This is a genomic window from Hymenobacter tenuis (assembly GCF_054780495.1).
In genome coordinates, this window is sequence record NZ_BAAGWF010000002.1 from 210,264 (window position 1) to 223,691 (window position 13,428).

A 13,428-nucleotide genomic window follows, 5' to 3' on the forward strand; every position below is an offset into this window, starting at 1 on the left:
ACCCGGCGTAACGCAAAAGCGGCCAGGCCCCCTGGGGCCGCGGGGTTAGAGCAGAAAGCCATTCTCTACCGGGTAAGGCTCCGGAATTGTTTCTTCCTCCAGCATTTCCCGCAGATCAATCTCGATCGTGCGGGCGATGGAAGAGATAGGCACGTCATTATACGCCGCCTCAAATGGGTTTTCCGAGTAATCGCCTATTCGGTCCACCAGAAAGTACAGCCAGATGATGACCGTGGAAAACGGGATGGTCAGCCAGTAGTGCAGGGAGCGGGATTGTTCAAATACGTCCAGCAGCCCAAAGGGAATCAGCGCACAGAAGATGTACATGATCCAGAGCCCGGTGGAGGCATACTGCCGGGGGAAGGGAAAATTCTTAATGCGCTCGGTCATTCCCTGCAGGTCATACAGATTGCCGATGAGGGTATGGAGCCGCACGTGCTTGTAGTCGGATAGCTGCCCGCTGTTAAACAGGCGTTCGATTTCCAGGCTTTGGTTTTTCAAAATCTGGCTGGGAATGTTTGTGTACTTTTTAAGCTGAGCCAACTCCGCGGCCGCTAGATAGGGTCCTACTTCCGGCTCCATCCCGTCCTGGCATTCCTGGCGGAACCTGGGGGTATAAACCAGGTTGGCAATAGGCTCGTTGTGTTCCCACGTCCGGGCTCTGCGCATGGTGTGCTTGAGGGCCAGCAGCCAGGCCAGGTGGCGATGGATGGTGGCTTTCTTCCACTCACGGCTTACCTCGGGCCCTGGCATGGTCAGGATGGCCGTCGCGAACGTGCGGCTTTCATTGATAATTTTTCCCCATATTTTTCGCGCCTCCCAGGTGCGGTCGTAGGAGCTGTTGTTTTTAAAGCTCAGGAAAAAGGCCACCGCAATGCCAATAACCGAGATGGGCTGCCAGGGCAGGGCAAAAGGAATGCGGGTGGTTTCGTAAACGACAATAATGGCGGCGGAATAGAGCAACCCAACCAGCAGGGATCGGCGCGACCACCGTAGTGTCATCCACAAACTGTAGTAGCGTTTTACATACATGCTTTTTCCATCTTGGTGAAAGGCTTGGGAGGTGCCCGCTAGTGCATTTGCAAGGGAGGCTACGCCGCCCTGACCGCGGCGCCGGGAAGTTCAGCCGCCGCAAGCCCGCCGGGCAGGGGCGGACCGGTGCGGGCCAGCACCCTCCGGCTACTGGTTGTAATTGGAAATGAATCTCAGGCAGGCGCCAGAGAAAAAGCAATTCCCAACATAATAGTGATTTCATTATATATAAAATAAGGCAGTATTGCAAAACCCTAGTGGGGCGCGCGCCCTAAGAGCGCTTGCTGCCCGCGGTCGGTTCTACTGGTGCACCCGCGTATCCTCCCGGGTCAGTTGTTTATAAACCGCCCGCCGGGCCTGCGCCAGCATGGATAAGCAGGTTTCGGGCCCCTGTTTATTTTCTCGCTGGGCCCGGCAGTGTTCCATTGTTCAAACATCCCCGTAACTTCCGGCGAAAGTACCGCCAGCCAGCCGCCCAGGCCGGATTCCTGCCCCGGGCGGTTGGCGCACATCTATTCGGGCCCCCTGCCTGCCTTTCCCGTTGCCTTGTATGGTTCCAGCCGTCCCCCCAGAAGCCACCCTTTCGGAAGCCGACCTGCTGGCCCGCCTCTTTCCCAAGGGCGGGGAGATGGGCCAGCGGGTGCGGCAGCTGGACTGGTCACAGACCCCGCTCGGCCCGGTGCACGGCTGGCCCCTGAGCCTGCGCGGGGCCGTGAGCATTATGCTCAACTCGCGTTTTCCCATGATGGTGCACTGGGGCCCCGAGCTGGTGCATTTCTACAACGATGGCTACGCGGCCATCCTGCAGGACAAGCACCCCGGCGCCCTGGGGCAGCCGGCCGAGCCCTGGTGGCGGGAGATGTGGCCCTTTCTGCTCGACATTTTCACCCGGGTGCTGGCCGGCGAGACCACCTACTTCGAGAACGGCCTGGTGCTGCCCAACCGGCGCGGGTTTATTGAGGAGGCCTACTTCACTTTTTCCCACAGCCCGATCTACGACGAGGCGGGCCGGGTCGGCGGCATTTTCGTCACGGCCCTGGAAACCACGGTCACCGTGGTGCAGCAGCGGCGCTTGGCGTTGTTCAGCCACCTGAACGCGCAAACAACCCTGGTGACCCTGCCAGCCGAAGCCGCCCAGCACATTATCGCCGCCCTGGCCACCAACCAGGCCGACATTCCCTTCGCCCTGCTTTACACCCACGACCAGCCCGCGGCCCAGGCGCAGCTGCGCGCCTGGTTTGGCCTGCCCGCCGGCGAGCCGGTGGCCCCGGCCACGGTTGACGTAGCGGGCCCCGCCGCGGACGAGGGGTGGCCCCTGGCGGCCGCGCTGGCCCCGGGGCGGGGGGCGCAGGTGGTATCCCTGCCCGAGCGGTTTGCGCACTGGCCCGCCGGGTCCGGGACGGAGCCCCCAACCCAGGCCCTGCTGCTGCCCTTGGCGGTGGGCGACGCGCTGCCCGGCTCCCGGGCCGTGCTCATCATGGGCGTCAGCGCCCGGCGCCCCCTGGACGAGGCCTACCGCACATTTTTTGAGCTGGTGGCCGACTATGCCGGCCGGGCCCTGGCGCGCACGATCACCCTGCACGAGGCCGAGCGCCTCAACCAGGCCCTGCGCGCGGTTAACACCTCGCTGGACACCTTTGTGCACATCGTAGCCCACGACCTGAAGGGGCCGGCCATGAACTTAAGCAGCCTGCTGCAGGTGTACCACGAGGAAGCGCCCGGTCCCGCCCGGGACCACCTCATTGACCTGGTGGGGCAGGAAATACGCCGGCTGGAGAGCACCATTCGCGGGCTCCTGCAGGTGCTGCACATTCAGTACGGCACGGACGAGGCCCAGTCGGACGCGGTCGCCTGGCCCGACGTGTACGCCGCGGTCCGGGGCGAAGTCGCGGAGCTGCTGGCCCAGCAGCAGGGAATACTCACCGCGGATTTTGCGGCGGCGCCCGTCCTGTACTACCCGCAGGCCTACTTGCATAGCATTCTGAAAAACTTGGTGCACAACGCCCTGAAGTACCGGGCCCCGGAGCGGCCGCCGGTGGTGCACGTGCAAACCCAGCGGCGGGTGGGGTCGGTGGTGCTCACCGTGACCGATAACGGGCGCGGCATCGACCTGCCGCGCGACCAGGACCGGTTGTTTCAGCCCTTCACCCGCCTTTCCCCCGAGGGGGAGGGAGTGGGCCTGGGCCTGCACATCATTCGCAGCTTGATCCACCAGCGCGGGGGCTCCCTGGAAGTAGCCAGCACCCTGGGCGTGGGCACGACGTTTACCGTCACCCTACCCGACCAGTTGCCCTTGGGCAGTTAACCAAAGGCAAATCCTTCCCGATGAAATCCTGAGGCTAGAGCCCCACACTTTTCGGGCTTTTGCTGCGTCTCTGGTAACAGTTGTCATGACCCGCCACTGAAAAGCGGTGGGGTGCGCGCCGCCCGATTAGGGGTTGTTCCTACTGGTCGGTCACCTTCTTGTGGTACTTCTTTCCTTTTCTGAGAAGACCCCTAGTTGATGAGCAGTGTCATAATAGAGTGGGGGCGGCTGGTGGTGGGGGTGGCCTGGCCCTGGATCCAGAGCTGGAAGGGCTGCTCTTTTTCGGTGGTGTTGAGCACGACCACGGCCACGCTGCCATCGGGGTTGCGGAAGGCCGTGGTTTGCAGCACGTCGCGGCTGGCCGTGGCGGCCACGCGCCGGGCCCCGGGCCGGATAAACTTGCTGAAGTGGCCGATGTAGTAGTAGGCGTTGGTGTAGAGCAGCTGGCCCTGCTTGGTGTCCCCGATCAGGGGCGCGTAGCAGAAGTTGCCCACGTGGTTGGGGCCGCCGGTCTCGTCCAGCAGCACGTTCCAGTCGGTCCAGGCCTCGGTGCCGGCATTGAAGTCGTTCAGCATCGAATACGCGTATTGCTCGCCCAGGCGCCAATCGCCAATGCCACTGTAGGCAAACTTTTCCACGCAGCCTTCGGTGAAAATCAGGTGCTTATCGGGGTAGGTTTCGTGCACGCGGCGCACGTTCTCAAACTGCATGCCCGAGCCGGTCCACGTCTCGTACCAGTGGTAGCCCAGGCCCCAGAAGTACTGGCTGGCCTCCGGGTCATCGAAGAGGGTCGCGGCCCGCTGGAACAGCAGGTCGCGGTTGTGGTCCCAGCCGATGAGCTTGCGCTCGCCCAGGCCGGCTTTCTTGAGGGTCGGGCCGAGGTAGCCCTTGACAAAGTCACGCTCCTGCTCGGCCGTAAACAGGCAGGACTCCCACTTCTGCTTGGCCATGGGCTCGTTTTGCACCGTCAGGCCCCAGATGGGGATGCCCGCCTTTTCGTAGGCCCGAATAAACTTAACAAAGTAGTTGGCCCAACTCTGGCGAAACTCGGGCAAGAGCTGCCCGCCCTGCAGCATGCTGTTCGAGTCCTTCATCCAGGCCGGGGGGCTCCACGGGCTCACGTACAGCGTGAGCTTACCGCCGGCCGCGGCCATCGCCTGTTTAATGAACGGAATGCGGTACTGCTCGTCGTGCTTCACGCTGAAGGACGTGAGCTCTTTGTCGCCCTCGGCCACGTAGGTGTAGGGGGCGGAGGAGAAGTCGGTGCTGTGGATGGAGGTGCGCGCCAGCGTGTAGCCGATGCCCTGGCTGGGGCTGTAGTAGGCCTGCAGCAACTCCTGCTGCTGGGCCTTGGGCAGGCGGGCAAACGTTTCGGCGGCGGCATCGGTCAGGGCCCCGCCGATGCCGAGCAGGGTCTGAAAGGCGTGGGTGGGATCCACAAACACGGTGGGCTGGGTTTCCAGCGGCTGGGCCTGGGCCTGGAAGGCAAGCTGCTGGGGGGCGGCCGCCAGGCGCAGCGGGGTGTTCTCGGCGGTGGTGTAGACCTGCACCTGCCGGCCGGCCGCTGAGTACTTCGGCGTAGCCACCGACGCCGCTCGCTGCGATGTGGAAGATGGAGAAGATGCTTTTTTCTGCGCTGCCCCACTCGGGATAGTGACAGCAGACAGCAGCATACAAGAAAGAAGTTTGCGGAACATGGTAAACAATGTGGTTGCGAGGCTTCCTCGCAACTACTGTCTGCCGGAGCGGTGCCGACAGACAGTAGTTGAAAGGCAAAACTTAATGCCGGATAGTCAGGCGTTGCTGAACCTGCCCCTGAGGAGTTAGCAGGCGCAGCATATACACCCCATCGGGCAGGGCGGCCACGTCCAGCTCTAACTGGTTAGCGCCGGCTTGCATGGCTTGTTGGGGACGGGTAAGCACGGTTTTACCCAGCAGATCAATCAGCTGCACCGTGACCTTTTGGGCGTTAACGGCCGAATAGGCAAAGGTTAAGGTAGTGGCCGCCGGGCTTGGATATACCTGCAGCGTTTCGGCTGGCGCAACAGCGGTGCTGGTGCTGAGCACCCGGCTAGCCGTGCCCTGGTCACTAAACCACCAGCGTTGGTTGTCACCTCCGCCGTAGGTCCACTGCTGGATGGCAGCCCCATCGGCGGTAGAGTTGTTTTGCACGTCCAGGGCTTTGCCACTGTACTTGTTTATAATTCGGTAAGTGCCGTCCCCATTGGCCAGAATCTGCCAATATTGGTTGTCCGCGCTTGCCCAGTCCCACTGGTGAATCAGGGCCCCATCGGCAGTGGAAGGACCCGCGATATCCAGCGACTTGTTGCTGTTCAAATTCACGATGCGCACGTAGGGGCTGCCCGCGTCCACCAGCTTCCACTTCTGGCTGGCGGTGCCAGCCCAGCCCCACTGCTGCACCCGGCCCCCATTCGCCGTCGAGTTGGCGGAGACTTCGAGGGTTTTACCCCCGTTCTTGGAGCTGATCTGGTAAATACGGCCAATCTGCGGGCTGCCCGAAGCGGGTGGCACTGCGCCGCCGCTCCACTTGTAGGTCGCCACGGCCCCGGCGGGCAGGGTGTAGGTAAACGCTTGGTTGTTCCACACTACCTTAAAGGTGCTTTGGGAATTGCTGGTGTTCAGGACAATCAGCACCTTGGAGCCGTCGGGGTTGCGGAAGGCCACGTTGCTGAGGCCGGTCGGGAAATTGGAGTCGATGCGCACGGCCCCCGGGTCTACAAACTTGCTGGCGTGGCCCAGGGCGTAGTACTCGGGGTTGCGCGTCACGTTGCCGTTATTTATGGTCACCACCCCGCGGCAATCCAGGCAGCCCCCGTTGGTGGGGCCGTTGTTCGGGTTGAGGGCTAGGTTCCAGATCAGCACGCTCTTGGCCCAGTTGCGGGTGTTGCCGATGATGAAGTTGCCCACGTGCCAACGCAAGTCGTCGGCGAAGTTGCCGTTAACTGAGCCAGTAGCTTCCGTAAACCAGATATCCTTGTTGGGATACGCATTGTGGACGGTACTCATGTTGGGAATACCCTGAATATCGGAGTAGCCGTGGAAGGCCGAGCCAGCGGCATACTGGGCCGCCGCCGGGTCCGCGAAGACGTCCAGGGGGTAGTCCGGCCGGTCCCAATTGTGGTCGTAGACAATCAGCTTGGTGTTGATGCCCGCGTTGCGGAAAGCCGGCCCGATGTTATTTTTAAGGAAAGCCGCCTGGTTGCCCGGGTCCATGCGCATGGCCATGTAGGGCGCGGCGTAGAGGGGCTCGTTTTGCAGCGTAACGGCGTACACCGGCAAGCCTTCAGCGGCGAAGGCCTGCACGTATTTCACGAAATAATTGGCGTACGCTTGGTACCAGGCCACGTTCAGCCAGCCCCCACCGCGCAGGTTACCGGTTTCCTTCATCCAGGCCGGCGCCGACCACGGGGAGCCCATCAGCTTGATGGCGCCATTTTTGGCCCGGGCGGCTTTCAGCATCGGAATCACGTCTTCCCGGTCCTGGGCTAGGCTGAAGTTAACCAGGTTAGGGTCGGTCTGGCCGGCGGGGCGGTCGTTATAGGTGTAGTCCCCCTGGGGCGAGAAGTCGGAGCCGCCCATGGTGTGGCGCAAAAAGGTTAACCGAATGCCGCTGCCCGTAAACAGGTCGTTGAGCAGCGCATCCCGCTGCGTGGCCGACATATTCCGGTTCAGCACGTAGGCCGAGGAGCCCGTCATCGAAGCCCCAAAGCCGTCGATGCTCTGGTAGGTGGTGCTCTCATTGACCGTAATGGTAGATGCCGAGCCCGAGTTGGCCCCGAAGCTTACCACCGTTTGGGGCTGCAGCAGCCTGCTGCGATCACCGGTGGTCATCCAGGAGCTCACGGACTGGGCCGCCAGCACTCCCGGGGTGCAGGCCAGGCTCGTCACAAGCAGTCGGCGCCAGGATCTGGTACTGTTGTTCATACGCGTAGTGGGTTAGGTTGTGGAAATTTCCCCGGTCAAGGGGCGGAAAAGCAGCGTAGAGAACAGGTGTGGGCAGGCAGCAGAGCGGCGGTAAGCGGGGATGGGCAGTAAGCGAAAGCAGGAAAATGAATTTATCAGGATGGGGATAGGCCCGCCGAAATCGGCCTACCAGACGTAGGTGCCGACGGCTCCCGCGGGCAGGGTGGAAGTAGCCGCCTTGCCCCGGTACTGGATGTCGAAGGATTGGCTGGCGCCGGTGGTGTTCTGGACGATCAGCACTTTCTGCCCGCTGGGGGATTTAAAGCCCACGTTGGGCAGGCCGCCCGGCTCGTTGGAGGCAATCCGCACCGAGCCCGGGCGCACAAACTTGCTGGCGTGGGCAATGGTGTAGAAAGCCGTGTTTCGGGTTACCGTCTGCCCGCTGATGGTTAAGGCCCCCAGGCAGGTGCTGCAGCCGCCGGTGGTGTGGGGCCCGTAGCTGGGATCGGCGGCCAGGTTCCACTCCAGCACGTTGCGGCTCCAGTTGCGGGTGGCCCCGATAACTAAATTGGAAATGTGCCAGCCGAAGTCGCCCGCAAAATTTCCCGGGCCGCCTACCCACTGCTCCGTGAAGTACACGTGCTTGTCGGGGTAGGCATTATGCACCCCGGTTAGGGAGCCAATGGAGCCGGCGTAGAGGTGGAAGGCCGATCCGTCCACGTACTGGCGTACCTCGGCGTCGGCCAGAATACTCAGGGGGTAATCCGTGCGGTCGGCGTTGTGGTCGTAGAGGATAATCTTGGTACTCAGGCCCGCGGCCCGCAGGGCCGGCCCCACGTGCTCCTTGATGAACACGGCCTGCTCGGCCGAGGTCATGACCATGCTGGGGTTGTTGTCGGCGTTCAGGGGCTCGTTTTGCAGGGTTAGGGCGTCGAGGGTAATGCCCTCGGCCTGCATGCCCCGCAGGTACTTCACCAAGTACTGGGCATAGACCCCGTAATACTCCGGTTTAAGCGAGCCGCCCTTCAGGCTGCCGTTGGTTTTCATCCAGGCGGGGGCCGTCCAGGGCGAGCCCAGGAGTTTGATCTGGGGGTTGATGGCCAGGATTTCCTTCAGCACGGGAAGCAGGTCGGCCTTCTCCGGCTCCAGGCTGAACTTGGCCAGGGTGGGGTCGGTCTGCCCGGCGGGCACATCGTCGTAGGTAAATTCCCGGGCACTTAAGTCCGAAGCCCCGATGCTCAGGCGCAGGTAGCTGACCCCGATGGCATTGTTGTCGGTAGCAAACAGCTCCTGGAGCACGGCCGCCCGGGCAGGAGCCGTCAGCTGGTGGAGCAGGGTGGCGCTGCCCCCGGTGAGCGTATAGCCAAAGCCATCAATGGTCTGGAAGATTTGCGTGGTATCCACTGTAATGGTAGTTCGCTGGCCCGAGGGAGCCTGAAAGTTCAGGGGCAGCGTGTTTTTTTGAAACAGGGCCGATTTGTCGGGTAAAGTCATCCATAACGCCACCTGCGAAGGCGTGGAGGGCGGCGGGACGGGGGGCACCGGGGTGGGGGGCGTGACGGGCGTCGGGGAGTCGCTGCCCCCGCAGCTAACCAAACCTCCGCTCAGCACCATCGCACTGAGCAGGTATCGTAGTAAGATATTTTTTTTCATAGCTTGTTCCGGTGCCAGACCAGAAAGGATCGGGGATGAGGAGGGCGCCGTCAGGCTACCACACGTAGGTGCCGGCCGCGCCGGCTACCAGCGAGCTATTCAGGGTGTTGCCCTGATAACGGATGGTGAACGGCTGGGTGGTGGCCGTGTTGTTTTGCACAATCACTACCTTCTGGCCGGTGGGGGTTTTAAAAGCCACGTTGGGCAGTTGCTCCGAGCTCGTGGAGCCGATGCGCACCGAGCCCGGGCGCACAAACTTGCTGGCGTGGGCCACGATGTAGTAGGCATCCTCGCGGGTCACGGTGTTGCCGTCCAGGGTCAGGGCCCCGCGGCACTCGGTGCAGCCGCCGGGCGTGTGCGGGTTCTGCTGGGGGTCGGCGGCCAGGTTCCACTCCAGTACCGTGCGGGCCCAGTTGCGGGTGGCCCCGATGAGTAGGGTGCGCACGTGCCAGGGCAGGTTTTCGGCAAAAGCGCTTTTCGAGCCCACCCACTGCTCCGTAAAATAGACGTGCTTGTCAGGGTGGGCGTCGTGCACTTTACTTAAGGCCTCGATGGGGCCGGCGTAGAGGTGGAAGGCCGAGCCATCCACGTACTTTTTGGCTTCTGGGTCGTTGAGAATGGTCAGGGGGTAGTCAGGACGATCGGCGTTGTGATCATACACAATGATTTTCGTCTTGATCTTCTCCGCGGCAAACAACGGCCCCAAGTGCTTTTTGATAAACTCCGCCTGCTGCTCAGCCAGCATGAGCAAACTGGGGTTGTTGCCCGGGTGCAGGGGCTCGTTTTGGATGGTAATGGCATCGATGCGTACCCCCTCGGCTTGCATGCCCTGGATGTACTTGACAAAGTAGCGGGCGTAGGCATCGTAGAACTCGGGCTTAAGCGAGCCGCCCTTGGAGCTGCCATTGGTTTTCATCCAGGTGGGTGGAGACCAGGGGGAGCCCAGGATTTTGATGGCGGGATTGATAGCCAGAATTTCCTTCAGCACCGGAATCAGGTGGGCCTTATCCGGGGCTAAGCTGAACTTGGCCAGGGTGGGGTCAGTCTGCCCGGCCGGCAGGTCATCGTAGCTAAATACGGTGGCGTCCAAATCCGAGGCCCCGATGCTCAGGCGCAAGTAGCTGACCCCAATGTTGGTACCATCAGTAGCAAACAACTCGCGCAGCAGGGCCTTCCGCTCCGGAGCGCCCATGCGGTGGAGCAGCTCGGCACTGCCGCCGGTCAGGCAATAGCCAAAGCCATCGATGGTTTGGAAGGTCTGCTGCTCGTTCACCTCAATTACCGGGTTGCCGGCCGCAACGGGGGTAGTCGTCCAGGCGGGAGCCGGCTGGGCCTGAAACAGGGAAGACTTATCGGGCGTGGTCAGCCAGAAGGCCGGGGCCTGCCCGGCGGTCGCGTCACCGGCCTGGGGAAGGCGTTGGCAGCCGGACCCTAGCCCCAGGGCAAGAAGCAAACCCAGGGAAAGCGTAGTTTGAGAAAGTGAAAACATAGCGAAAAAAAGAGCGTGGCCCGCCGGATGGGCAGAAGCAAAACCGGCAACCAGCCAGCGGGAACTAAGAGAAAGGCATTACGCCGCGTTAGTTAGTAACCCGGCGTAAAGAGTTGTTATACCGTCGTGGGTTTGTGGCCTTTCAGGCCGTACCACATGATGTAGACGTAGCAGAGCACGGGCAGCACAAAGGCCCAGCGCAGGGAGCTGGCGTCGGCCACCAGGCCAAACAGCAGGGGAATAATGGCGCCGCCCACGATGCCCACGTTCAGCAACCCGGAGGCTTCCTCCGTGTGGCGCCCGAGGCCGGCCACGGCCAGCGTGAAGATGGTGGCAAACATGATGGAGTTCATCAGCCCCACGGCCAGCAAACTCCACATGGCCACCGGGCCCGTGGTCAACACCGAAATCAGCACCAGCACCACGGCCCCGACGGCATTGAAGGCCAGCAGGCGCCCGGGGTTGAACTTGCCCAGCAGATAGGCCCCCAGAAAGCGGCCCACCATGGCTCCGCCCCAGTAGTAGGCAACTTTATCACCGGCCACCTTGGGGGTGAGACTCATCACGTCGGGCAGGTGCAGGTAGGAGACAATGTGCGAGCCAATGGCCACTTCCCCTCCCACGTAGGCAAAAATGCCGATCACGCCGAAGATAAGATGCCGGTAGTGGTAGGCCCGGCGGGAGGCATCCGCTTCGCTGTGGGCGTGGGCAATAGTGGGCAGCTTGAGCATCCCCAGCAGGACACTGATCACGATCAGCACCGCGCCAATGCACAGGTAGGGAATCTGCACGGCCTTTACATCAATTGCCGCCGCGGAAGCGGCCGTATCCAGGTCGGGCAGATTAGACAAAATCAGAGCGGAGCCCAACAGGGGCGCCACGGTGGTGCCCAGGGAGTTAAAGGCCTGGGTAAGCGTCAGGCGGGCCGGGGCCGATTCCGGCCGGCCCAGGATCGCTACGTAGGGGTTACCGGCCACCTGCAGCAGCACGACACCCGTGGCCAGCACAAACAAAGCCCCCAGAAACAGGCCGTAGCTGCGGCTGTCCGCCGCGGGATAGAACAGAAAGGCGCCCAGGGCCGCAATCAGAAAGCCCGCCAGCATGCCGCCCTTGTAGCCAATGCGCTGTACAAGCTTGCCGGCCGGGATGCCCATCACGAAGTAGGCCCCGAAAAAACAAAGGTTGATCAGGTTGGCCTGGGTATAGCTCAGCTGAAAGATGGCCTTGAGGTAGGGAATCAGAATGTCATTCAGACAGGTGATAAAGCCCATCATAAAGAACAGCACCGTCAGGGAAGCCAGCGCGGAGGTGTAGCGGGGTGTTTCGCCGCCCGCTGACGTGGGCGCCGCGGTGGCCTGGGGGAGGGAAGAAATAGGAGCAGCCATGGGAGGGCGTAACAGGGGTTGGGGATGGGGTTGGTGGAGCCGGTCAAAGCCCTTCAGCAACCTAGTAAAAACCTCGGAGCCGGCCGCGCCCCTTTCGCGAGCCGGCCCGAGGGTATCGGGCTCAGGCCACCCACGGTAAGCATGGGCACCTTGGCAACCGAAAAAGCTTAATAGCCAGGGTTCTGCTGCACGTTTGGGTTAGTGTTCAGCTCGCCCAGGGGAATGGGAAACAGCAGGTAGTTTGGGTCCGCCGTGGCCGACTTGCGCTGCTGCTTGATCAGGTCCAGGGCCGTAACGGCGTGATCCGCCGAGGGGTCTGCCTGCTCGTGCCGGGCGTAGCGCAGCAAGTCAAACCACCGCTCGCCCTCAAAGGCCAGCTCCAGGCGGCGCTGCCGGTCAATCTCCTGCCGCATGGTCTGCTTGGAGGCCGCCTCCGGAGAAGCCGTAGTCAGGGCCGCTAGGCCCGCGCGCTGGCGGATCAGGTTCAGTTTGGTTAGCACGTCAGCGGTAGGGCCGCTTTGCTCGTTGGCCGCTTCGGCGTACATGAGCACCACGTCGCCCAGGCGCAGCACGTAGGTGTTGTCGGGGGAGTTAAAGCCGTTCGGGTTGCCGGGCCACTTGTACACAAAAGGCCCGTCGTCGTTGCCCGTGCCCCGGCCGCCGTCCACGTAGCTGCCGTGGTCGCGGCCGGCGTTGGTGAGGCCCTGAAACTTCCAGCGCGCGTCATTAACCGTGTCCGCAAACTGAATCAGCTCCGCGGTGGGGATGCTGAATTTCGGAAAGGAGTAGGTAGCCGGAGGTGAGGGCAGCAGCAGGTCGGGCAGGATGTTGCCCCCGTCGGCGTTGCCGGCAAACTGCACTTCAAACAAAGACTCCGATTTATTATCCGCCGGAAACAGGGACTTGAAGCTGGACGCGAGCGTGGCACTGCCCAGCACCTTGGCGGCGGCCGCCTGGGCCTGGGGCCACTGGCGCTGGGTGAGGTGCACCCGGGTCAGCAGGGCATTAACCGCATTCTGGTTGATGCGGGTGGGGTTGTTGGCGGCTACCAGGGGTTCGGCCGCCGTCAGGTCCTCGATTATCCGGGCGTATACCTGGTCCGGGGTAGCGCGGGGCAGGTTCAGCACTTCCGGGGTGCCGGTTTCCGTGGGCTCCAGGCGCAGGGGCACGCCCCCGTACAATTTCACCAGGTTAAAGAAGTGCAGGGCCCGCAGAAAGCGCGCCTCCCCCAGGATCTGATTTTTACGCGCCTCGGTCATGCCAATACCCGGCACGTACTTCAGAATGGCATTGGCGCGGTTGATCCCGATGTAGGAGTCCCGGTAAATGCTGTTTACCTGGCCGGTGGTCGAGTTCCAGGTGATGTTTTCCAGGGCGGCCACGTCGCCGTTGGCGCTGGTCACGTTGTCGGAAGGCATCTCGCCCACCACGATCATGTCCTGGCCGTAAAGGCCGGCGCCCTGCAGGGCATCGTAGGCCGCGGTCAGGCCGGCCTCCGCGTCATCGGCAGACTTAAAGAAGTTTTCGGGAGAAATGCTGGGCAAAGGGTTTTTGTCCAGCACATCGCAGCCCGAGGCCAGCAAAGTCAGGGCGAAAACGGGGATAAATATCTTTTTCATGGGGAATTAAGAGAAAGCTGA

8 protein-coding genes are annotated in these 13,428 nt (G+C 62.2%); 1 reads left to right on the forward strand and 7 read right to left on the reverse strand.

The features are described from left to right. Window positions 1-45 precede the first annotated feature (45 nt). Window positions 46-1,002 (reverse strand): bestrophin family protein, encoded by a 957-nt coding sequence (locus ACYVGU_RS11245; protein ID WP_460622165.1) that lies wholly within the window; start codon window positions 1,000-1,002, stop codon window positions 46-48. 580 nt (window positions 1,003-1,582) lie between these two features. Between ACYVGU_RS11245 and ACYVGU_RS11250 the strand changes: the two genes are divergently transcribed. Further along, on the forward strand, window positions 1,583-3,337 hold the full coding sequence (locus tag ACYVGU_RS11250) for a sensor histidine kinase (RefSeq protein WP_460622166.1): 1,755 nt from the start codon (window positions 1,583-1,585) through the stop codon (window positions 3,335-3,337). Window positions 3,338-3,528: 191 nt separating this feature from the next. Here the strand turns inward: ACYVGU_RS11250 and ACYVGU_RS11255 are convergent, their stop codons facing one another. From ACYVGU_RS11255 to ACYVGU_RS11280, 6 genes are all read right to left on the reverse strand, one after another. After that, complete coding sequence (locus ACYVGU_RS11255; protein ID WP_460622167.1) at window positions 3,529-5,010, reverse strand: glycoside hydrolase family 30 protein; 1,482 nt, start codon at window positions 5,008-5,010, stop codon at window positions 3,529-3,531. Between the two features lie 106 nt (window positions 5,011-5,116). Then, window positions 5,117-7,282: an RICIN domain-containing protein gene (locus tag ACYVGU_RS11260; RefSeq protein ID WP_460622168.1), complete on the reverse strand. Its 2,166-nt coding sequence runs from the start codon at window positions 7,280-7,282 to the stop codon at window positions 5,117-5,119. A 165-nt stretch (window positions 7,283-7,447) separates the two neighbouring features. Next, window positions 7,448-8,914, reverse strand: coding sequence for a glycoside hydrolase family 30 protein (locus ACYVGU_RS11265; RefSeq protein WP_460622169.1), 1,467 nt, complete (start codon window positions 8,912-8,914; stop codon window positions 7,448-7,450). Between the two features lie 55 nt (window positions 8,915-8,969). Continuing rightward, the gene (locus ACYVGU_RS11270; RefSeq protein WP_460622170.1) at window positions 8,970-10,403 is read right to left on the reverse strand and encodes a glycoside hydrolase family 30 protein; all 1,434 of its coding nucleotides are present in this window, start codon (window positions 10,401-10,403) and stop codon (window positions 8,970-8,972) included. Between the two features lie 116 nt (window positions 10,404-10,519). Then, window positions 10,520-11,788 carry a sugar MFS transporter gene (locus tag ACYVGU_RS11275; protein ID WP_460622171.1) on the reverse strand — a complete coding sequence of 423 codons (1,269 nt, stop codon included), beginning with the start codon at window positions 11,786-11,788 and terminating at the stop codon, window positions 10,520-10,522. Between the two features lie 167 nt (window positions 11,789-11,955). Then, a complete protein-coding gene (locus ACYVGU_RS11280) occupies window positions 11,956-13,407 on the reverse strand; it encodes a RagB/SusD family nutrient uptake outer membrane protein (RefSeq protein WP_460622172.1) in 1,452 nt (483 codons plus the stop codon). Window positions 13,408-13,428 lie beyond the last annotated feature (21 nt).